This window comes from Salinivibrio sp. MA351, assembly GCF_001996065.1.
GTDB classification, from domain to species: Bacteria; Pseudomonadota; Gammaproteobacteria; order Enterobacterales; family Vibrionaceae; genus Salinivibrio; species Salinivibrio costicola.
The window spans coordinates 83,056-104,601 of sequence record NZ_MUFG01000007.1 but is presented as its reverse complement, the minus strand read 5'-3'; the positions used below and the strand labels follow the sequence as shown (position 1 = coordinate 104,601).

Here is a 21,546-nt window from a genome sequence, read left to right as displayed (position 1 = left end):
CATACACCGATATAAGATTTTAGTGACCTGTTACAGCATTTTGTGCTAAACCTTGGTTAAGGCAAGAGTGATAACAAATTCGATTAGGGATATTACGTTATGAGCCATCAAGATAGAAATGCCATGCCACCCATTACGGACGCCCTTGTCCCTATGGTGGTGGAACAAACCTCGCGCGGTGAGCGCTCTTACGATATTTACTCTCGCCTACTCAAAGAACGCATTATCTTCCTGACAGGGCAAGTGGAAGACCAAATGGCGAACTTGATTGTGGCGCAGATGCTGTTCTTGGAATCTGAGAACCCAGAAAAAGACATTTATCTGTATATTAACTCACCAGGCGGCGTGGTGACTGCGGGGATGGCGATTTATGACACCATGCAGTTTATTAAACCGGACGTGAGCACCTTATGTACAGGCCAAGCCTGTTCGATGGGCTCTTTCCTGCTTGCGGGTGGCGCCAAAGGTAAGCGTTATTGTTTACCAAACTCGCGCGTGATGATTCACCAGCCGCTAGGGGGCTTCCAAGGCCAGGCGTCTGATATTGAAATTCATGCGCAGGAAATGATCAAAACGAAGCACCGTCTCAACACTATATTGGCTGAACATACTGGCCAGCCGATGGAAGTGATCGAGCGCGATACTGACCGTGATAATTTCATGGCGGCGCAAGAAGCGGTGGACTATGGCTTAGTTGACGCCGTATTGAGTCAACGAGACTAAACCCAATTCGCCGCAGAGCGTTGAAATGAGACAAACTTCGCTCATTAGCCAAGGCTTGATGGTTGTTGGGTCGGAAAAAGTGGCCGATTTGTTGTAAACTCAACATAAGGCAACGACGGGCAAGTGCCCCAAAGAGGTTAGCGAATGACAGACAAGCGAAAAGACGGTGGAAGCGGAAAGCTGCTTTACTGCTCATTCTGTGGTAAGAGCCAACACGAAGTTCGCAAGTTAATTGCTGGGCCATCGGTCTACATTTGTGACGAATGTGTTGACCTATGTAATGACATTATCCGTGAAGAGATCAAAGAAGTGATGCCGAAGCGTGAAGGTGATTCTTTGCCTGCGCCAAGCGAAATTCGCGAGCATCTGGACGATTATGTCATTGGCCAAGAGCAAGCCAAAAAAGTGCTTTCGGTTGCGGTATACAACCACTATAAACGCTTGCGAAACGGCGATAAAAGCGCCGAGGGCGTGGAGCTAGGTAAGAGTAATATCCTGCTGATTGGCCCCACAGGGAGTGGTAAAACACTGCTGGCTGAAACCCTCGCCCGCTTCTTGGATGTGCCATTTACGATGGCTGACGCAACGACATTAACCGAAGCCGGTTATGTGGGTGAAGACGTCGAAAATATCATCCAAAAGCTGCTGCAAAAGTGTGACTACGACGTCGCTAAAGCAGAGCGCGGCATCGTGTATATCGATGAAATCGACAAGGTGTCACGTAAATCGGATAATCCATCGATTACCCGTGATGTTTCTGGCGAAGGCGTACAGCAAGCCCTGCTTAAACTGGTCGAGGGAACGGTTGCATCGATCCCGCCACAAGGTGGACGTAAACATCCACAACAAGAGTTTCTCCAGGTTGATACCTCGAAAATTCTATTTATTTGTGGTGGTGCGTTTGCAGGACTAGACAAAGTGATAGAGCAGCGTGTTGATACCGGCTCTGGCATTGGTTTTGGCGCGCAAGTAAAAGGCGCGACTGAACGGTCAGTCGATGAGTTCTTCGGTAAAGTAGAACCAGAAGATATGGTTAAATATGGCCTGATCCCTGAGTTTATCGGCCGTTTGCCAGTGACTGCTGTGCTTAGAGAGCTTGACGAAGACGCACTCGTACAGATTTTGCGTGAGCCAAAAAATGCCATCACCAAACAATACAGTGCGCTGCTTGAGCTGGATGGTGTCGAGCTTGAGTTCCGTGATGACGCCCTACGTGCGATCGCCAAAAAAGCGATGACCCGCAAAACAGGTGCACGAGGTTTGCGTTCGATTGTGGAATCTGTGCTGCTAGATACTATGTATGATCTGCCATCCATGAAAGGGGTGACCAAGGTCGTCATTGATGACTCAGTGATCCGAGGCGAATCCGCACCTCTATTGATGTATGAGCACACTGAGAATCAAGCCGCAGGCGGTGAATAACGCTTTCACTTGTTTTATCAGCGATAAAGAAAAAAGGGAGTTATCACTCCCTTTTTTATTTTCTGACGGTTGAGCCGTTGAAACCTGTCCAACAGACCCCATATACTCTTAATCAGATTGAACGGAAGAGAGAAGCATATGAACTTGGAGCGTTCCGAGCGCATTGACATTCCGGTGCTGCCACTTCGGGATGTGGTGGTTTATCCTCACATGGTGATCCCGCTCTTTGTGGGAAGGGAAAAGTCGATACGCTGCCTTGAAGCGGCGATGGACAACGATAAGCAGATTCTATTGGTGGCGCAAAAAGATGCGGCAACCGATGACCCAAGTATCTCAGATTTATATACCGTTGGTACGGTAGCAACCATCCTACAGCTTCTTAAACTTCCAGATGGAACGGTAAAAGTTCTGGTCGAAGGGATGCAGCGTGCAAGTATTGACCAGTTTAGTGAAGACGATTTCTTCACCGCGCAAGCTGATTATCTGACCACGCCAAGTTTGGATGAGCGCGAGCAAGAAGTCCTGGTACGGACGGCGATCAGCCAGTTTGAAGGCTTTATTAAGCTCAATAAAAAGATTCCGCCGGAAGTACTGACGTCGCTAAATGGGATTGAAGAGGCGGCCCGTCTCGCCGATACCATTGCGGCCCATATGCCGCTTAAGCTTGAAGATAAGCAACAAGTTCTTGAGCTTGTTGATATTTCCGAGCGTCTAGAATATCTGATGACGATGATGGAATCTGAGATTGACTTGCTGCAAGTCGAAAAGCGGATCCGTGGTCGCGTCAAAAAACAGATGGAAAAAAGCCAGCGCGAGTATTATCTCAACGAGCAAATGAAAGCCATCCAGAAAGAACTGGGTGAGCTAGACGATGCGCCGGATGAGTTTGAAACGCTGAAGCAGAAAATCGAAGAATCAAAAATGCCGCAGGAAGCACGGGAAAAAACCGAGCAAGAACTGCAAAAGCTTAAAATGATGTCGCCGATGTCTGCCGAAGCCACAGTGGTGCGCAGTTATATTGACTGGATGATCAGCGTACCTTGGGCGAAACGCTCGAAAGTGAAGAAAGATTTAGCGCGCGCTGAAGAAGTATTGAATGCCGATCATTACGGCCTTGAGCGTGTCAAAGACCGGATTTTGGAGTATCTTGCGGTTCAAAATCGGATGAAAAAACTAAAAGGTCCGATTCTTTGTTTAGTCGGTCCTCCGGGGGTCGGTAAAACGTCTTTGGGGCAATCTATCGCTCGGGCGACGGGACGTAAATATACCCGTATGGCACTGGGCGGGGTTCGCGATGAAGCGGAAATCCGAGGTCACCGTCGTACCTACATCGGTTCGTTGCCCGGTAAATTGATCCAGAAAATGTCAAAAGTTGGCGTGCGTAACCCACTATTTTTGTTGGATGAGATCGATAAAGTCTCCTCTGACATGCGTGGCGATCCTTCCTCTGCGTTGTTAGAAGTGTTGGATCCCGAACAAAATAACGCCTTCAACGATCATTACTTAGAAGTGGACTATGACCTTTCTGATGTAATGTTTGTAGCAACATCGAACTCGATGAATATCCCTGGCCCATTGTTGGATCGGATGGAAGTGATTCGTCTATCGGGTTACACCGAAGATGAAAAATTGAATATTGCCAAGCGTCATTTAGTGGATAAACAAGTTTCACGGAATGGTTTGAAGCCGCACGAGATCACTATCGAAGACTCGGCGATTATCGGCATTATTCGTTACTACACTCGTGAAGCGGGCGTGCGTAATCTAGAGCGTGAAATTTCTAAGCTGTGCCGTAAAACGGTTAAAGAAATTTTGCTCGATAAAGACCTAACGCAAGTCACGGTAACCAATGACAATCTATCCGACTATTTGGGTGTGCGTCTCTTCGATTATGGTAAAGCCGATGAGCAAAATCGTATCGGTCAAGTTACCGGTCTCGCTTGGACCGAAGTGGGCGGTGATCTGTTAACGATTGAAACCGAGTCCATGCCTGGTAAAGGTAAACTGACACATACCGGCTCATTGGGTGATGTGATGCAAGAATCGGTGCAAGCGGCCATGACAGTGGTGCGTAGCCGAGCCGATAAGTTGGGGATTAATAGCGACTTCTATGAAAAGCGTGACATCCATGTGCACGTTCCAGAAGGCGCGACACCGAAAGACGGCCCCAGCGCGGGCATCGCGATGTGTACAGCTTTGGTCTCAAGCCTCACGGGTAACTCAGTGCGCTCCGACGTGGCGATGACTGGCGAAATCACGCTGCGCGGCGAAGTGCTTCCGATTGGTGGATTGAAAGAGAAGCTGCTAGCGGCACGGCGCGGTGGAATCAAAACGGTGGTGATTCCAAAAGAAAATGAGCGTGACTTGGAAGACATTCCAGCCAATGTGAAAGAAGAATTATCGATTCATCCAGTACGATGGATTGATGACGTGTTAACCATCGCATTAGTGAATAATCCGCTTGGGATTGAGCTGGTTGACGCTGAAAAGAGTGACATGCAGCAAAATTAAGCAACGTAAAACGCTGACAGACCGCAAAAGGCTTGTCAGCGTTTTTTTTGCTCGCTAACGTTGCTCTGGCGTACTGTCTGCATGGGGCAGGCAGTTGCTTACAACGTCTTGCGTCGACAAAGCGTCTGTTATTGAAACCGCAATGCGCATAGGATTTGCGGAGAAGTTATTTAAGGGGATGAAAAAGTGAATAAGTCGGAACTGATTGATCATATTGCAGAGAGTGCTGATATTTCTAAAGCCTCGGCGGGGCGAGCACTGGATGCGTTCGTAGACTCTGTCTCTGACACACTCAAGTCAGGTGATCAAGTCGCACTCGTCGGTTTTGGTACCTTCTCAGTGCGCGAACGTGCCGCACGTAAGGGACGCAACCCGCAAACCGGTGCTGAAATTGATATTGCCGCTGCAAAAGTACCGGGCTTTAAAGCCGGTAAAGCGTTAAAAGACGCGGTAAACGAGTAATTATCACGTGAGGTCGTGCCGAATTATTCGCGTTTGACAGGGTGTTGGAGCTGCAAAGCCACTAACAACCGCGTATAATTCGGTGCACAAGAGCGTAAAGGCGCATCAAAAGATGCGCCTTTTTAGTTGAAAAACAACCAGTCCAAACCAGTTGGAGTACCGGCCCGTTATGATGGAACGTATACGCGAAGGCACCAATAGTCTTCCGGTTAAGATCATTTTAAGCCTTATTATCTTTTCCTTTGCTTTTGCCGGTGTCGGTAGTTATCTGGCCGGTGGATCCACACCGCCTGCTGCAACCGTCGGTGATAAAGAAATTAGCCGAGCGGAACTGGATCGCGCGTATCAAAATGAGCGTGCACGTATGCAGCAACAAGCGGGCGAGCAATTCAATCAGCTTCTCGGTAACCCCGAATACGTAAAACGTTTTCGCCAAAATATTCTTGATCGTATGGTGAATGACTTGCTTTTAGAGCACGAAGCCAGTGAATTAGGATTACGCGTCAGTGACGCACAAGTGAAAGCGGCGATCCGTGCCATGCCTCAATTCCGTCAGGCGGGTCAGTTTAATAACGAGCGTTATCAAGCAGCATTGCGTCAAACCGGTATGAGTGCAGATGAATTTGCTAACTATATGCGCACAGATTTAATGCGCCAGCAGTTGGTCAATGGCTTACAAACAACCGCATTCGTATTACCTAGCGAACTGGAAAGCTTATACCGTCTCGAAGCACAGAGCCGTGAAGTGCGCACTTTAACCTTGCCAGTTGAGGACTTTGCCAACCAGGTGTCGTTAACGGATGAGGAGCTGGAAGCCTATTACCAAGCGAATCGTGATGATTATATTCAACCACGTATGGTGAAAGTCGCGTATGTGGAATTAACCGGTGAAGGGCTAGCCAGTGACATTCAAGTCACGGATGAAGATATCGCCACTTACTACCAAGACAACCAGTCTCAGTATGGCTCACAAGAGCGCCGTAAGGTTAGCCACATCTTAATTGAAGGAACAGGAGACGACGCCAAAGCTCGTGCTCAACAAGCGTTAGATCGCCTCAATCAAGGTGAAGCGTTTGCGACCTTGGTCAAGGAAGTTTCTGATGACACCTTTAGTGCCGAGCAAAACGGATCATTGGATTGGATTGAACCCGGTGTGATGGATCCTGCGTTTGAAAAAGCCGCTTACGCACTGGCGCAAAAAGGCGATATTAGTGGCTTAGTTAAATCTGATTTCGGCTATCATATCATTCGCTTAGATGATATTGACCCAGCCGATGTTACGCCATTGTCTGACGTAAAAGACGACATTCGTCTTGCTCTGCAACAAGAGCAAGCGGCGGATCGTTTCTATGCACAGTCAACGCAACTGGCTGAAGTGGCGTTTGAAGAGGCGAATGGCCTTGAGCCAGCCGCAGAAGCGGTGAATGCGAAGGTGCAGTTTACGGGTTACTTTGCGCTCGATAATGCCCAAGGCTTAATGGCGCGCCCTCAAATCCAGCAAGCGCTTGATAGCTATGATGTGCGTGAAAATGGCCTTAACTCTGAGCTGATTGAGCTGTCAGGTGAGCACGCGATTGTGGTGCGTCTCGACGACGTGAAGCCTGAAAAGCAATTGAGTTTTGCCGAAGTAAAAGACCAGGTGCAGGCGACGCTCGCGGCAGAAAAAGGCCGTCAGCAGGCGCAAGAAAAAGCGGACCAATTGGTCGCGCAACTTGAGCAGACCGGTACGCTAGATCAGGGTGATTATGTGTTCAGTGATGCGCAAGTGATCAATCGTGTTTCTCAGCAGCAAGCGGTGTCGGAGCTCGCTTTCTCGTTGCCTCAGCCTAACGATACAGGCGCAAGTTATGGGGTGACGCAGAACCGTCAGGGCGATATTGTGGTGGTTGCGCTGGATAACGTGATTAACCCAGCGATGCCAGACATTAGCCCACAAAGCCAAATGGCCGATCGCGTTGCACGTGCGATGAGCAATATGTCTTTGTCTGCCACACTCGAAGCGCTGCGTGAGCAAGTGGATGTGACTTATGCAGAGGTTGACGCACAACAATAAGCGAGTGTAGTGAGCGTTTAAACGTGAGAAAGCGCTCAGCGTGAGCGCTTAACAGGATCGCAGAGAGTTAGACGTCTCTCGCATTCGTTTGTGTGAAAATAGAAAAACGACGCTAGGATTTTGTCCTGCGTCGTTTTTCTGTTTGCGGGGACATGAAAAGGCGCAAACAGTGATTTACCGTGTCGGCGATATTGATGACATGGAGATCAAAAATGAAACACCTACTATCCAGTATTCTATTTGTGTTGGCACTAGTGACTGCGCCCACTGTGCTAAGCGCTAGTCAAGATGCGTCTCAGTCCTCTGAACAGGTTGAGACGCGCTCGGTGGATATTAACACTGCCAGTGTACAAATCCTCTCAGAGCAGCTCCGCGGTATTGGCCCTGCCAAAGCGAAAGCCATCGTCGATTATCGCCAGAAACACGGAAAGTTCGCCTCACCAGACGATTTAGTCGAAGTAAAAGGCATTGGCGCATCGACATTGGAGAAAAACCGCGACCGGATTAACGTGTCGTCATAGTGATGGAGAGTTCAGCGCAAAGACGTCACCGTCTTTGCGCGAATAATCCTTGTGTCTGCCGGCCGGAATGCACACAATGAAATCTGGTTGTAGGAAAGTAGCAGGACGCAATGACTCACAAACAAAGTCACTTTTTTGCTCATCTTGCCCGGATGAAGCTGATTTACCGTTGGCCTTTGATGCGCAATGTTTCCGTCGAAAATATCTCTGAACACAGTTTACAAGTCGCGTTTGTCGCCCACGCCTTAGCGCTTATTCACAATAAACGTTTTGAAGGGCAGTACCAGCCAGAACGTATTGCGGTACTGGCGATGTTTCATGACTGTAGCGAAGTCATCACAGGCGATTTACCCACCCCGGTCAAATACTTTAATCCGTCGATTGCCGCTGAATATAAAAAAATCGAGAAAATGGCGGAGAAAAAGTTGATCGCCATGCTGCCGCCAGAGCTGCAGGATGAATACAGCGGGTTGATTGATTCAGACCATATTGATCCAGATGATTATTTGTTGGTGAAACAAGCGGATATTTTATGTGCTTACTTAAAGTGTCTGGAAGAAATCGCCGCCGGTAATCATGAATTTGAGCAAGCTAAGAAGCGACTTGAAGCATCACTAGAAAAGCGTCGTTCGCCAGCCACCGATTACTTTATGGCCACCTTCGTGGATAGCTTCACCTTATCGCTGGATGAGATCAGTGACGATGGATTTTGAACTACCAGATACCTGGCAAACACGCCAGATGAGCAATGAGAACAAGAAGCGCCGTCACGATAAGCGTACCGTTTATCAGCGTGACCGTGCGCGTATTTTACATTCAGCCGCATTTCGTCGCTTACAAGCCAAAACACAGGTGTTGGGGGCTGAGCATAGCGACTTTTATCGCACCCGTTTAACCCACTCGCTCGAGGTGTCACAAATTGGCACCGGCATTGTTGCGCAGCTTAAAGAAAGACAGCCTGAGTTTCGGCCACTTTTACCGTCCACTGGGCTGATGGAAAGCTTATGTCTTGCCCATGACATTGGCCACCCGCCATACGGGCACGGTGGTGAAGTGGCATTAAATTATATGATGCGAAACGACGGTGGCTTCGAAGGCAATGCCCAGACATTTCGGATCGTGACGCTGCTTGAACCTTATACCCAACATCATGGCATGAACTTGGCGCGTCGCACTTTGCTGGGCGTAATGAAATACCCCGCGTTTATCAGCGCTGCATACAATGGTTCACAGCCAACGCCTGTCAGCGATTTTCGTCATCTCAAAGCGCGTGATTGGCAACCTGCTAAAGGTATTTATGATCATGACAGTGTACGCCGAAACTGGGTACTTGAGCCGTTCAGTGCCGCCGATCGGGCGTTATTTTTGACGTTCAGAGACAACACGCCTGCTGACCAGCATCGCAAGACGCGTTATAAGTCGTTGGATTGCTCCATTATGGAGTTAGCGGATGACATCGCTTATGGTGTCCACGATCTGGAAGATGCAATTGTAATGGGATTGGTCACCCGTGAGCAGTGGCAAGAGGCCGTGGCAAGTTATATCGCTGAATGCGGCGATCCTTGGTTAGAAGCCAATATTGGTGAACTGAGCGAACAAATGTTCGGTCCTCCGTATGAGCGCAAAGATGCGATCGGGGCCTTGGTCAACACCTTATTAACCTCCGTCGAGGTGGCCCCGACGGTTCAAGATGGCACCTATCGCTTTACGTCTCCTTTGTTAGCCTGGAACGCCTATCTAACCGAGGTGATGGCTGGCGTGCTTGAGGTACTGAAGCGATTTGTCAGTGAATTTGTAGTGAAGCAGCCTGAGCTTCAGGTGGTTGAGTATAAAGGTCAGCAATTGGTGATGGAGTTGTTTGACGCCTTTGCCTCTGATCCCGAGCGCCTGTTGCCTAAAGACTATCGACAAGATTGGTTAACAGCACAAACCGCAGGGGAGTCGGGCATGCGCGTGATTGCCGATTACTTATCGTCGATGACAGACAGTTTTGCTCAGAAGCTACACAGCACCATGTTTACCGCCGCGAGCAACGGTCCTTTGTACGCTATTCGCTAGGACGGGGATGATTGGATGATGCCGGCATAAAGGCAAGCTGGCGTTCGATCATCGCCTCAAAGCTTGTGAGTAAGGGCTGATAATGTTCACGATCACCACTTAACTCACTCAGTGCAGCAAATCCGGCCTCTAGGGTCGAAAGGGCCCCTGGCTTACTACTTTTGCGGATGGTGTATTGGCTCGGTGGCATGGTGGTAATCTTGACTGTGGGTAAATCATGGAGATTCTTTGATAACTGATACAGTTTGTAAGCTTTTTTCCATGTTCCGTCGAGTAATATGATCCCCCATGATATCTTGCGGTCGCTTTCTTTGGCTGATGCTAATGGCTTGGTCAGCGATGATAGAGCGATAGCATGCTCGCCCGGATATAACACTGCATAGCGGCGCTGGGACCGTGCGAGCCTTTCATTCAGCGCGCGGTGCTCGCTAAAATCTTCTCCTATCCAACGCTCACAATGCTCTAATGCTAACGCGAGTAAACAAGCACTGTTTTTCGGGTGCGAGACTTCATCGGGATGCTGCAAGATAATCACCGGGATTGTATTGGTGATTGGTGTAATGGCATCGCATACGCAAATGGCTTTCGCTTTATGGCAAGATGAGCAGTATCGAGACATGATGGTCACTGTTTAATAACGGAATCAAGCAGCGTTTTACCGCTGCTTGATAATAAACGCAAGGTCGATTAAGCCGTTAGGTGGCTTGGCTATAACCGCAGAGAAAACGCTCAAAACGACTGATTGCCATTTCCAAATCATCCACCCGCGGGAGCGTGACTAACCGGAAATGGTCCGGCTGTTGCCAGTTAAAGCCGGTGCCGTGCACCATGAGGACTTTTTCTTGCAACAAAAAGTCGAGCATCAGCTTTTCGTCGTTATGGATGTTGTAGCGCTTGGTGTCGATTTTAGGAAACAAATACAATGCTCCCTTGGGTTTTTTACAACTGACACCAGGGATCTGATTGATCAGCTCATAGGCTTTGTCGCGCTGCTCCAGTAATCGACCGCCCGGCAGGATCAATTCGTTAATGCTTTGATAGCCGCCGAGCGCAGTTTGAATCGCATGCTGCATCGGTACGTTGGCACACAGGCGCATCGACGCCAGCATTTCAAGCCCATCGATATAACCACGCGCATGCTGTTTGGGCCCGGTCACGAGCATCCAACCGGCACGAAAACCACAGACTCGATACGCTTTAGACAAACCGTTAAAGGTCAAACAAAGCACATCGGGAGCGAGGGTAGCGATAGAATAATGCTGCGCCCCGTCATAGAGAATTTTATCGTAAATCTCGTCGGCAAAAATGATCAAATTATGCTGGCGGGCCAGCTCGACAACCTGCAACAAAAAGTCACGGCTATAGACGGCGCCGGTCGGGTTATTGGGGTTAATCAACACCAGTCCGCGAGTCTTTGGCGTAATTTTGCGCTTGATATCGTCTAAATCTGGATACCAATCAGACTCCTCATCACACAGATAGTGGACTGGATTACCGCCTGATAACGATGCTGCGGCTGTCCAAAGTGGATAATCCGGCGAGGGCACGAGTAGCTCATCGCCATTATTCAGTAACGCTTGCATGGCCATGACGATCAGTTCGGAGGCGCCATTGCCCAGGTAGACATCTTCGACATCCAGATCCATCAAGCCGCGCTTTTGGTAGTGCTGTACAACGGCTTTTCGGGCTGAATAAAGGCCTTTCGAATCACAATATCCTTGCGAGGTCGGCAAATTCCGGATCACATCGACCAGGATTTCGTCTGGGGCATCAAAACCAAACGGCGCAGGATTGCCGATATTGAGCTTTAAAATCCGGTGGCCTTCCTCTTCCAGGCGTTTGGCTTCTTTCATCACTGGGCCGCGAATGTCATAACAGACATTATCCAGCTTGGCGGACATACCGATTGGTTGCATTACCCTTCCTGTCAATCAAAGGTGAAAATTGTTATTAGGCTTTTTAAGTAACTTACACTATTTCTCACCCTCTTCGAAAGATGGTTGATCGATTTGATAAGCATTGGTTGAATCGAGTGCTGTTTCGCTTGTATCGGCAAAAAATCAGCCAATTTTAACCGAAGACTGATCTAGCGCATATTTGTCTTATGCCCTGACAGGTTAGACTGACAAGCAAGAATAACGTGCTACATAAATAGCAGCAGGTACAGACTTGCGAATAGGACTGCCGCCTAGGCGGTTGGAGGATGTCGTGACTACCTTGATTCAAGCGGCCAATCACTTGCAAAGCCAGTTGGCGATCAGTCAAGCGCCAACACAGTTGCAAACCGATTTTACTTGGCCAGGAGATTTATCACCGATTGCGTGGCTAGACGCCCAGCCTGTCTACCCGAAAAGCTATTGGCAGTCGCGTGATGGCCGGGAAGAGGTGCTAGTACTGGGCGCCTGTCGTCAGTTTACGCAAATTCAGCAGGCGCAGGCTAGCTTATTACCCGAGCAGCGAATCTGGGGATGCGTTGCGTTTGATGATACACCAGGCAGTGGTGATTTCTTTCTTCCCGTGGTGGAGCTTATTCGTCGCGATAAGCAGTGGCAGCTTTGTGTCAACCTTATCGCTGAAACCGACAGCCAAGCTATTCTCAGCCAAATTATCTGGCAAGGCCGACCCCTCGCGCCGATGGCTGGACGAATCCGTCAAGAAGTACATACCCCAAGCCATCATCAATGGTGTCACTCGGTGACGCGTGCATTGTCAAACATGGCCCACACTGAGCTGAAAAAAGTGGTGCTTGCGCGGCAAACCCGTTTAACCTTGGACGGGGCGGTGAGCGGTGGACAGCTTCTTAGCCACAGCCAACAACATAACAGCGAGAGTTTCCATTTTCTGTTCGCAACGGGGCCGGACGATGCTTTTGTCGGGTCGACCCCAGAGCGACTCTATCGGCGTCGAGATTGTCGCGTGACCACAGAAGCGGTCGCGGGCACCGTACGTCGCGGCGCGAGCTTTAGTGAAGATCATCATCTCGGTGAGTGGTTGCTAAACGACATTAAAAACGTTCATGAGAATCAGTTGGTCGTTGATGATATTTTTGCCGGCTTACGGCGTCATTCGTTAACGATTACCGTTGATCCTGAACCCCATTTGATTGTGCTTCGTCATCTTCAGCATTTGCGTCGTCGTATTAGTGCCATCGTTGGTCCTGGTGTCGATGACAGTGTGATCTTAGGCGCGCTTCAACCGACTGCTGCGGTGGCGGGACTTCCTCGTGATACGGCCCGTGCGTTTCTCGCCGAACAAGGGATCACACGCGGTCGTTACAGTGGAGCCGTGGGCTATATTTCACAACGTGAAAGCCAATTTTGTGTGGCGATCCGAAGCGCGCAATTGACCGATAATACGGTGGATTTATTTGCGGGGGCAGGAATTGTTCCCGGCTCTGATCCTGAGGCTGAGTGGCATGAGTTAGATAACAAACTGACGACCATGCGTCAGTGTCTCCCTTATCGTCATGCCCACGAGCACGACGACGCCATTGTTGGAGTGTGTTAATGTCGCTGACACTCACGCATATATGGGCCGAAACCCTTATCGACGAGTTATCGCGCTTGGGCGTCAAACATATTTGTATTGCCCCAGGATCGCGATCGACGCCGCTCACACTGGCCGCCGTGAAACAAAGTCAGCACCCTCAGCGTCCGGTGACCTTACATTGTCACTTTGATGAACGTGGTCTTGGTTATCTTGCCTTAGGCTTAGCCAAAGCCGGACAGGCACCGGTGGCAGTGATTGTCACTTCCGGAACCGCGGTGGCGAATTGTTTGCCTGCGGTAGTCGAGAGCGGGTTAACCGGTGAGCCATTAATTATTCTGTCTGCAGATCGTCCGTTTGAATTGGTCGATTGCGGGGCGAACCAAGCGATTGTGCAGCGCGATCTGTTTTCGTCCCATGTTACTGCCCAACTGGATTTACCTACGCCAGACGCGGGGATGCCACTGAGTGCTTTATTGACCAAGGTGGATCAGGTGCTTGCCCATCAAGCGGCACGTGGTGGCAGTGTGCATATTAATTGCCCGTTTCGAGAGCCATTCTATGGCGAACGAGATGCAGCGCTTGAGGCTGAGATCCGTGCGCCGATTGCTAACTGGTATCAAAGTCAACAAAGCTATACGCGCCATCATGGACGGTTTTCTACGCCGATAGAGCGAGATAGCCTCCCGCCCAGTTTGCCATCCGATCGCCCCGTAAAAACGGTGATTGTGGCGGGTGCGCTGCCGCACGGATTATCAGCATCGGTTAACCGCTTAGCCACAGCGCTGAATGCGGTGGTATTAGCCGACCCGCAATCGGGCATCACGAGCACGGCACCTGGCTACGATCTTTGGTTAAACCATCCCAACTTGCAGGCGCAGTTGTCTCAGGCGCAATGGGTGATCCAGCTCGGCGGGCGTTTAGTGTCAAAACGCTTGGGACAATGGTTGGCGCAAACCTCGGCGCAATATTGGTTGGTGACGGATAATGCGCAGCCACTTGACCCTCATCATCGGGCGGTTGAACAGTGTGTTGTCGACAAGCGCCACTGGTCGTTATGGCTTGATGCACTGACTGACCAGGTGAGTGCGGCGTGCTCAACGTCTGAAGGGCTCACTGCGTCGGCGGACTCGCCCCTTGTTTGGCAACAAGCATTGACGAATGAGGCGAGAGCACAGATGGAGAAAGCGACTGACAGACTTTCTCCCTCATTGCTGTCAGAGCACCGCTTATTCCAACAATTACCCACGATGCTTCCCGAGCACGTCGATATTTTTATCGGCAACAGCCTAGCGATTCGTTTGGCGGATATTTGGTCGCAACTTGGCGCCTATCCGGTGTTTGCCAATCGCGGTGCGTCAGGCATTGACGGGCTATTTGCCTGCGCTGCAGGCGTTCAGCGATGCCGACGTCAGCCGATGCTGGTGGTGCTTGGCGACACGAGCGCGCTTTACGATCTTAATAGTCTTGCGCTATGGCGTGAGACGGCTGCCCCGGCAGCCATGCTTATCCTCAATAACAATGGCGGCGGCATTTTTGATTCCTTGCCAGTCGATCCGCAGCTTTGTGACGCCTATTATCGCATGCCGCACGGTCTGCGCTTTGAGCAGGTTGCCGCGCAGTTTTCCTTGAACTATCAACAACCAACCTGCGAATCTGCTCTCGCTGCTGCGCTCGTCCAAGCGTTTAATACACCAGGGACTGATGTGATTGAAGTGGTGACGCCCGCGGGTGAAGCGGGGAAAATCTTAACAGAGCAACTTGCCAATATGGCAGCGCAGGAGGGATGATGCTGGGGTATCAGCAGGGGGGCAAGGTGGACGGTCCCAAGGTGGTTTTTTTACACGGTTTGCTGGGGAGTCAACAAGATTGGCAAGGTGTTACCTCGCGCTTAAAAGCCTGTCACTGGCTCTGTCTTGATTTACCCGGCCATGGTGACAGTGTTGATTGTCCAAGCGTTGATTTTGCCACTACTGTCGACGCGGTGCGCCAGACCTGTGACCAGGTGTGGGGGAATCAGCCAGCGTATTTAGTGGGGTATTCGCTTGGTGCACGCATCGCGATGCATTTAGCCACCGCGTATCCAGCTCGTTGGCAGGGTGTATTCCTCGAAGCGGGACACCCTGGTTTACTGCATCGCCATGAACGTCATCAACGGTTGGCCCATGATCAAGCCTGGGCTCAGCGCTTTACGCATGAGCCGCTCTCGATGGTATTAAACGATTGGTATCAGCAATCGGTGTTTCAATCCCTTGATGCGACGCAGCGCGCCAAACTGATGACAGTGCGTGGTGACAACCATGGGCCCGCGATTGCCGCTATGCTCGATGCCACATCGCTCGGTCGGCAAGCTGATCTGCGTCCCGCATTAGGTGATGCGTTGCGACAAGGGTTGTCGATTGACTACCTTTGTGGGGAGCAAGATCCTAAGTTTATCTCGTTGGCCCACTCGCTACAGCGCACAACCGGGATCCCCTTCACTTTGATAAAAGGGGCGGGACATAATTGTCATTGGGCCAATCCGTCGTCGTTTGTGCAGGTGCTATCAGATAACGACCGGTTATCAGCGTAACGATTTTTATCTTCCAATTTTCGGGGCCTTGTACCCCATCAACCAATTAAGGGGAAAGCCATGGCTGTAACGCCGGGAATGACCGAACAAGAACTGTATGCACCCATTGACTGGATGCCGACTGAGCTAACGTTTAGCGATATTTTGTATCACAAATCCGCCGATGGTATTGCGCGTATCACCATTAACCGCCCTCAGGTTCGTAATGCGTTTCGTCCGCAAACCGTTAAAGAAATGATGCAAGCGCTCGCCGATGCGCGCTATGACAGCCGAGTAGGCGTGATCATTCTGACCGGTTTAGGCGAAAAAGCATTTTGCTCTGGGGGCGATCAATCGGTACGTGGTGATTATGGCGGCTATCAAGACGACGAAGGCACTCATCACCTGAATGTGCTCGACTTCCAGCGTCAGATCCGCACCTGTCCCAAACCTGTGATTGCCGCGGTTGCCGGTTATGCTGTCGGTGGTGGTCATGTTCTGCATATGATGTGTGATCTAACCATTGCGGCCGATAACGCCCAATTTGGTCAAACAGGCCCCAAAGTAGGCAGTTTCGACGGCGGCTGGGGTGCCTCTTATATGGCGCGGATTGTGGGGCAGAAAAAAGCGCGTGAAATCTGGTTCCTTTGCCGTTTTTACAATGCGCAAGAAGCGTTGGACATGGGACTGGTCAACACAGTGGTGCCCTTGGACGAGCTCGAGCGAGAGACCGTACGCTGGTGTCGCGAGGTGCTGCAGCATAGCCCAATGGCATTGCGGTGTTTAAAAGCGGCACTCAATGCCGATTGCGATGGTCAAGCAGGGCTTCAAGAATTAGCCGGCAACGCCACCATGATGTTTTACATGACCGACGAAGGGCAAGAAGGGCGAAATGCCTTTAACGAGAAACGTCGGCCAGAGTTTGATCGTTTCCCACGCAACCCATAGAGGTCTTTATGAGACAGGCACGGATATATCAATACACCTTGCCGGTCACTGCCGGTCTATTTTTACGTGACCAGCGTTTAACCCAGCGTGAAGGCTTGGTGGTGGAATTAAGCGAAGGCGCACAACGCGGGTGGGGCGAAATTGCCCCTTTGCCTGGATTTAGTCAGGAAACCTTCGCCGAAGCACGGCACGCTCTGATTGCCGCGACTGCTGTTTGGTGTGATCACCGTAATATCGCCATGCCCCAATTGCCACCTTCGGTTGCATGGGGGTTAAGCATTGCCCAAGCGGAGTTGGATCAACGCTTGCCGACCCCGTCCTCGTTTCAGACGGTGCCCGTGTGTACCGGGGATCCGGACGCGCTATTCGCCGCACTGGGACATGTGTCGGATGGCCCGCACTCGGATGGCCCGCACTCGGGTGGCCCGCACTCGGATGATCCATCCGATGAAGCCAAAGTTAAAGTGGGTGAGTATGAAGTGGCGCGTGATCGCTTAATGGTGACCACGTTGCTCGATGCCATTCCTCACCTTAGGTTGCGTCTTGATGCCAATCGTCGTTGGCGGCCTGAACAACTTGCGGCCTTTTGGTGTGGTCTGAGTCAGGCGCATCAAGCGCGAATAAGCTGGATTGAAGAGCCCTGTCGTGATCCTTATCAGTCTCTTGCTCAAGCAGAGGCATTAGGGGTGCCATTAGCATGGGATGAAACCTTGCGAGATAGCGACGACACAGGGTTAAAAGAAAGTGATCATGTAAGGACTTGGGTGATCAAACCAACAATGATGGGTGATTTCGCGCAGGTGAGTCAATCCGTTACACGCGCACACGCACTCGGTAAAATAGCCGTCATTAGCTCATCACTTGAAACCAGCTTGGGACTGACGCAATTATCGCGCGTTGCCAGCTCGCTCACCCCGAATGTTGTGCCTGGGCTCGATACCTTGGGCGTGTTTGAACAACAGCTGGATCGAACCTGGCCTGGCGCCAATCAGCCTTTGATTCCACTCGATGACCAGCCGTTAATTTGGGTCAATACCTTGTGACGTCTCGATGCTTTGCTTTTAACACCTGGCCGTGGCGTTACTGGGCGGCTGACGCGCCTGATGCCATCGCGATAGATAGCGAGACCCCCCTCACATGGCAGGCGTTGCGTGCTTTAGTCGATGCCCAGCAGCGGACGTTTAATGATGCGCCAGTGGTGGTATTAAATAGCCACGATGCCCTGCAGTCTTTGGTGGTCACCTTGTTGGCTGCTTGGCAAGCCGGTAAACAAACCTTGGTATTAAATCAGGCATTAAGTGCGGATGTACAAACGGCAGTGCTCGATAATCTAGGTCCTTTTCAATGGGCCCACGCTCACCAATCGGTGCCTGACGCGCAATCGGCACGCAATATGGCGCCTTGGCATATCGACATGCCGTTAACCCTTACCTTGACGTCAGGATCGACTGGCGCGCCCAAAGCGGTGGTACACGGCGGGCGTCAGCATCTTGCCAGTGCTGCCGGTCTGATCAAGCGGCTACCGTTTACAGGCGTCCGTGCCTCTCAAACGCCGGATCGTTGGTTGCTTTCTTTACCGCTTTATCACGTCTCTGGTCTTGCCATTGTGTGGCGTTGGTTGTTAGCCGGGGGGGAGCTTGGCATTTATCCGTGTCGAGGGGAGCACTTAGTCAATGCGTTAAAACGGGTGACCCATGCATCACTGGTCCCAACCCAGCTCTATCGCGTCTTGCCCGCATTGAAGGACGAGGCCGAACCACGGCGTTTGGCCCATGTATTATTAGGCGGTGCGGCGATCCCTACCGCTTTAACCCAAGACGCCGAAGCGATGGGCATTGCCTGCTGGTGCGGCTATGGTATGACGGAAACGGCATCAACCGTGACGTTAAAGCGTGCCGATGGTCAAGATGATGTCGGCGCGCCGCTGCCTTATCGTGATGTGCAGATACGTGACGATGGTGAGATTATCCATCGTGGTGAGACGTTAGCTTTGGGATATTGGCAAGCGGGCCAGCTACACCCCTTAGATGCCGAGCAAGGCCTTGCGTCGCGGGATCTCGGTCGTTGGCAGACCCAGCAGGCGGTGTCGGTACTACGCGTTGTCGGACGTCTAGATAATCAATTTATTTGCGGCGGCGAGAATGTTCAACCTGAAGCGATCGAAGCGCATTTACAGCGTTTGAAAGGCGTGACGCAAGCGATGGTTGTCCCGATTGTCGATCGCGAATTCGGTCATCGCCCACTAGCCATTGTGCAGAGCGCGAGCCCTTTTTCGCCCCGAGTGTTGGCCGAGCATTGTGCCTCACTGGCGCCGTATCAGCGCCCGGCACATTACCTTTGTTGGCCTGAGACGCAACAAGACGGCCAAATCAAACCGTCCCGTCACGCTTTGGCCCAATGGGCGCAAGCTTATATGAAGAGTTAAGCGTTATCTTCTTGGAGGCGAATCACTTCGTCACGCAAATAGTCAGCATTTGCTTGCTCAGGTTCAACCGCTGGCCCGGCGGCAACCGTCACCTTAGACCAAAACCGTTTTGGAAGCTTTAACATCGCTTTGCCGCCATGGCGGCTGAAGTAACTGCCCCACAATCCTTGCAATGCAAGGGGCACAACGGGGACAGGTGAGCGTTGCAATATCATGTCCATACCCCGGCGGAACTGATCAACCTCCCCATCATAAGTAAGGTGTCCTTCAGGGAAAATGAGCACGACTTCGCCATTATCCAGCGCACGTTGGATCTCATTCATCGCGGTACGAATTGTGCGGCCACGATGACTAATGGGGATCACTTTTGAGGTGCGGAAAAACCAATGGAGAACCGGGATCTTGTATAAGTCTTCAAACATCACAAAGCGTATAGGGCGATGACAGGCGCCCGCGAGTAAAGGGGCATCCATGTAACTGACATGATTACAAATCAGCAGTGCGCCCCCTTTGTCCGGAATATGGTGCAGATCTTTGTGCGTCACACGATATAAGGTGTGCGTGATCATCCAGGTAAAAAAGCGTAGAGCAAAAATAGGCACGAGCTTACTGACGTAAAGCGCGACCACCAGATTGAGTAAAGTGAGCAACAGGAAAAATTCCGCAATCGAGAGCTCAACGACCACCAACATAGTGATCCCCAGTATGGCACTGGCCACCATAAACAAGGCATTAAAGATATTGTTCGCGGCAATCACACGCGCACGTGCGGCTTTATCGGCGCGTTGTTGCATCAAGCTATACAGGGGCACAATAAATATGCCACCAAAAACGCCGATCATCAGCAGATCAATAAACACCCAAGTTAACGCCGGGTCGGTGACAAAAGCGAGCAAATCGGCGTGAGGTGTTGGGTTGGCCGGAGTAGCAAAAAATAGGTGCAGTCCAAACACCGTTAAACCAATACTGCCCAATGGCACAATCCCAGGTTCGATACGATGGCCAGAGAGTTTGTCGCACAATAATGCGCCGACCGCGATCCCAATCGAAAATAGCGTCAATAAAAACGAGACACCTGTTTCACCGCCCCCGAGCAGTGCCGTGTATTTCGGAAATTGTGTGAGATAACTTGCGCCTAAAAACCAAAACCAGCTTATGCCTAGTATCGCTTGCAGGGTTACCTTATCTTTACGCGCAAAGCGCAAGGTTTGCCGCATCAGTGATACGGGTTTGTAGCGTAAGTTGAGTCCGGGGTTACCTGCTGGCGCGGGGGGGATAGCATGAGCGGAGAGCACCCCCAGTAAAGCAAAGACGAGTACCGCAATCCCCGCAATAAGATTGGAATCAGGATGATGGGCGATAAAGCCCGCTAATAATGTCCCGAGCAGAATGGATAAAAATGTCCCCGTTTCTACCAACGCATTGCCAGAGACCAGCTCTTTATCACTCAAGGTTTGCGGTAACAGCGCATATTTCACCGGACCGAAAAAGGCCGATTGAGTGCCCATTAAAAACAAGAGAGCCAAGAGGACGATCCATGCTTGGACATACAGTGCGACGGCTGCACAAGACATAATCAGCACTTCCAGCCACTTTACTCGTCGCATAATCCACGCTTTATCGTGTTTATCGGCAAGCTCACCGGCAAACGCTGAAAACAAGAAAAAGGGAAGAATAAACAGCCCGGCAGCCGCATTGATAAATAAGGTGGCATCCATAGGGAGCTGATCTGCGGAGGCAAACGCGACCATGATCACCAATACGTTTTTATAAACGTTGTCGTTAAAGGCGCCCAGTGCCTGAGTAATAAAATAAGGCAAAAAGCGTCGCTCGCGCAAAAGTTGAAACTGTTGGCTCATGAGTGCATTGGTCCATTTTAGCAAGGCGGTCAGCGCGTTATACTAGCAATGCGAGGCGAGGGCGCAACCCATTAAAGATTGCGCCGTCATAACGTTAGCGGGGGATTAGCGATGATTACGAAAAGGTTTGCATGTTTTTAATCGAGACTTGCTCGTTCAAGGTCCAAAAGTCGTAGAGAATACCGACTAAGAAAAAGCCTCCCGTAAACAAGTAGATAATCCCCGTGATCCACTTTCCCATATACATACGGTGAATGCCTAAGACCCCTAGAAAAGTCAGCAAAAGCCAAGCAATGGTAAAGTCAGTCGAACCGCTACGAAAACGAAGGTCGGCTTCTTTATCCATGGCCGGAATTAAGAACAAATCGACAATCCAACCAATTAAAAACAGCCCTAGAGTAAAAAACCAAATAGTGCCGGTCACCGGTTTACCGTAATAAAAGCGGTGTGAACCAAGAAAACCAAAGATCCAGAGTAGGTAACCGACGAGTTTGCTGTGTGTATCATTCATGGTTCGGGCCTGTATG

General features: G+C 50.7%; 18 protein-coding genes. 14 read left to right on the top strand and 4 right to left on the bottom strand.

Translation table 11 applies throughout. The features are described from left to right. Positions 1 to 99 precede the first annotated feature (99 nt). From clpP to BZG78_RS06070, 8 genes are all read left to right on the top strand, one after another. Positions 100 to 723: an ATP-dependent Clp endopeptidase proteolytic subunit ClpP gene (gene clpP, locus BZG78_RS06105; protein WP_021022248.1), complete on the top strand. Its 624-nt coding sequence runs from the start codon at positions 100 to 102 to the stop codon at positions 721 to 723. A gap of 144 nt (positions 724 to 867) precedes the next feature. Then, entirely contained in the window at positions 868 to 2,145 is a 1,278-nt protein-coding gene (clpX, locus tag BZG78_RS06100) for an ATP-dependent protease ATP-binding subunit ClpX (RefSeq protein WP_077576279.1), read from the top strand. A 138-nt stretch (positions 2,146 to 2,283) separates the two neighbouring features. Continuing rightward, positions 2,284 to 4,656 (top strand): endopeptidase La, encoded by a 2,373-nt coding sequence (gene lon / locus BZG78_RS06095; RefSeq protein ID WP_077660669.1) that lies wholly within the window; start codon positions 2,284 to 2,286, stop codon positions 4,654 to 4,656. A gap of 186 nt (positions 4,657 to 4,842) precedes the next feature. Continuing rightward, entirely contained in the window at positions 4,843 to 5,118 is a 276-nt protein-coding gene (gene hupB, locus BZG78_RS06090; protein ID WP_077460346.1) for a nucleoid-associated protein HU-beta, read from the top strand. 169 nt (positions 5,119 to 5,287) lie between these two features. Next, a complete protein-coding gene (gene ppiD / locus BZG78_RS06085; RefSeq protein WP_077660668.1) occupies positions 5,288 to 7,171 on the top strand; it encodes a peptidylprolyl isomerase in 1,884 nt (627 codons plus the stop codon). A 212-nt stretch (positions 7,172 to 7,383) separates the two neighbouring features. Then, complete coding sequence (locus BZG78_RS06080) at positions 7,384 to 7,692, top strand: helix-hairpin-helix domain-containing protein (protein ID WP_021022253.1); 309 nt, start codon at positions 7,384 to 7,386, stop codon at positions 7,690 to 7,692. A gap of 110 nt (positions 7,693 to 7,802) precedes the next feature. Beyond that, positions 7,803 to 8,405 (top strand): 5'-deoxynucleotidase, encoded by a 603-nt coding sequence (yfbR, locus tag BZG78_RS06075; RefSeq protein WP_021022254.1) that lies wholly within the window; start codon positions 7,803 to 7,805, stop codon positions 8,403 to 8,405. Beyond that, positions 8,395 to 9,750: an anti-phage deoxyguanosine triphosphatase gene (locus BZG78_RS06070; protein WP_077660667.1), complete on the top strand. Its 1,356-nt coding sequence runs from the start codon at positions 8,395 to 8,397 to the stop codon at positions 9,748 to 9,750. The genes yfbR and BZG78_RS06070 overlap by 11 nt, the downstream gene beginning before the upstream one ends. Here BZG78_RS06070 and BZG78_RS06065 read toward each other — a convergent pair. Continuing rightward, positions 9,740 to 10,369, bottom strand: coding sequence for a tRNA-uridine aminocarboxypropyltransferase (locus BZG78_RS06065; protein ID WP_077660666.1), 630 nt, complete (start codon positions 10,367 to 10,369; stop codon positions 9,740 to 9,742). The two genes, BZG78_RS06070 and BZG78_RS06065, sit on opposite strands and share 11 nt — an antisense overlap. Before the next feature lie 76 nt (positions 10,370 to 10,445). Beyond that, on the bottom strand, positions 10,446 to 11,666 hold the full coding sequence (locus BZG78_RS06060; protein WP_077576283.1) for a pyridoxal phosphate-dependent aminotransferase: 1,221 nt from the start codon (positions 11,664 to 11,666) through the stop codon (positions 10,446 to 10,448). 292 nt (positions 11,667 to 11,958) lie between these two features. Between BZG78_RS06060 and BZG78_RS06055 the strand changes: the two genes are divergently transcribed. Genes BZG78_RS06055 through BZG78_RS06030 form a run of 6 tightly spaced genes read left to right on the top strand, consistent with a single transcriptional unit; the run spans position 11,959 to position 19,160 of the window. After that, positions 11,959 to 13,257, top strand: coding sequence for an isochorismate synthase (locus BZG78_RS06055; RefSeq protein WP_158011785.1), 1,299 nt, complete (start codon positions 11,959 to 11,961; stop codon positions 13,255 to 13,257). Beyond that, positions 13,257 to 15,026, top strand: a complete 1,770-nt coding sequence (gene menD, locus BZG78_RS06050) for a 2-succinyl-5-enolpyruvyl-6-hydroxy-3-cyclohexene-1-carboxylic-acid synthase (RefSeq protein ID WP_077660664.1) — start codon at positions 13,257 to 13,259, stop codon at positions 15,024 to 15,026. Before BZG78_RS06055 ends, menD begins: the two co-directional genes overlap by 1 nt. Then, positions 15,026 to 15,808: a 2-succinyl-6-hydroxy-2,4-cyclohexadiene-1-carboxylate synthase gene (menH, locus tag BZG78_RS06045; protein WP_077576285.1), complete on the top strand. Its 783-nt coding sequence runs from the start codon at positions 15,026 to 15,028 to the stop codon at positions 15,806 to 15,808. Before menD ends, menH begins: the two co-directional genes overlap by 1 nt. Positions 15,809 to 15,868: 60 nt before the next feature. Then, positions 15,869 to 16,735: a 1,4-dihydroxy-2-naphthoyl-CoA synthase gene (gene menB / locus BZG78_RS06040; RefSeq protein ID WP_077576286.1), complete on the top strand. Its 867-nt coding sequence runs from the start codon at positions 15,869 to 15,871 to the stop codon at positions 16,733 to 16,735. Between the two features lie 8 nt (positions 16,736 to 16,743). Beyond that, entirely contained in the window at positions 16,744 to 17,778 is a 1,035-nt protein-coding gene (gene menC / locus BZG78_RS06035; RefSeq protein WP_077660662.1) for an o-succinylbenzoate synthase, read from the top strand. Continuing rightward, positions 17,775 to 19,160 (top strand): AMP-binding protein, encoded by a 1,386-nt coding sequence (locus tag BZG78_RS06030; RefSeq protein ID WP_077660661.1) that lies wholly within the window; start codon positions 17,775 to 17,777, stop codon positions 19,158 to 19,160. Before menC ends, BZG78_RS06030 begins: the two co-directional genes overlap by 4 nt. On the opposite strand, the gene BZG78_RS06025 is transcribed toward BZG78_RS06030, so the two are convergent. Together BZG78_RS06025 and BZG78_RS06020 are read right to left on the bottom strand one after the other, a co-directional pair. Then, entirely contained in the window at positions 19,157 to 21,019 is a 1,863-nt protein-coding gene (locus BZG78_RS06025) for an MFS transporter (protein WP_077646351.1), read from the bottom strand. The genes BZG78_RS06030 and BZG78_RS06025 overlap by 4 nt on opposite strands. 115 nt (positions 21,020 to 21,134) lie before the next feature. Beyond that, a complete protein-coding gene (locus tag BZG78_RS06020; protein WP_077660660.1) occupies positions 21,135 to 21,530 on the bottom strand; it encodes a TM2 domain-containing protein in 396 nt (131 codons plus the stop codon). Positions 21,531 to 21,546 lie beyond the last annotated feature (16 nt).

Bases quoted from the DNA above. Each gene is read 5' to 3' on its own strand.
- menC (WP_077660662.1), top strand. From the start codon at position 16,744: ATGAGACAGGCACGGATATATCAATACACCTTGCCGGTCACTGCCGGT.
- clpX (WP_077576279.1), top strand. From the start codon at position 868: ATGACAGACAAGCGAAAAGACGGTGGAAGCGGAAAGCTGCTTTACTGC.
- clpP (WP_021022248.1), top strand. From the start codon at position 100: ATGAGCCATCAAGATAGAAATGCCATGCCACCCATTACGGACGCCCTT.
- menD (WP_077660664.1), top strand. From the start codon at position 13,257: ATGTCGCTGACACTCACGCATATATGGGCCGAAACCCTTATCGACGAG.
- BZG78_RS06060 (WP_077576283.1), bottom strand. From the start codon at position 11,666: ATGCAACCAATCGGTATGTCCGCCAAGCTGGATAATGTCTGTTATGAC.
- BZG78_RS06080 (WP_021022253.1), top strand. From the start codon at position 7,384: ATGAAACACCTACTATCCAGTATTCTATTTGTGTTGGCACTAGTGACT.
- yfbR (WP_021022254.1), top strand. From the start codon at position 7,803: ATGACTCACAAACAAAGTCACTTTTTTGCTCATCTTGCCCGGATGAAG.
- ppiD (WP_077660668.1), top strand. From the start codon at position 5,288: ATGATGGAACGTATACGCGAAGGCACCAATAGTCTTCCGGTTAAGATC.
- BZG78_RS06065 (WP_077660666.1), bottom strand. From the start codon at position 10,369: ATGTCTCGATACTGCTCATCTTGCCATAAAGCGAAAGCCATTTGCGTA.
- BZG78_RS06025 (WP_077646351.1), bottom strand. From the start codon at position 21,019: ATGAGCCAACAGTTTCAACTTTTGCGCGAGCGACGCTTTTTGCCTTAT.
- menB (WP_077576286.1), top strand. From the start codon at position 15,869: ATGGCTGTAACGCCGGGAATGACCGAACAAGAACTGTATGCACCCATT.
- lon (WP_077660669.1), top strand. From the start codon at position 2,284: ATGAACTTGGAGCGTTCCGAGCGCATTGACATTCCGGTGCTGCCACTT.
- menH (WP_077576285.1), top strand. From the start codon at position 15,026: ATGCTGGGGTATCAGCAGGGGGGCAAGGTGGACGGTCCCAAGGTGGTT.
- BZG78_RS06020 (WP_077660660.1), bottom strand. From the start codon at position 21,530: ATGAATGATACACACAGCAAACTCGTCGGTTACCTACTCTGGATCTTT.
- BZG78_RS06070 (WP_077660667.1), top strand. From the start codon at position 8,395: ATGGATTTTGAACTACCAGATACCTGGCAAACACGCCAGATGAGCAAT.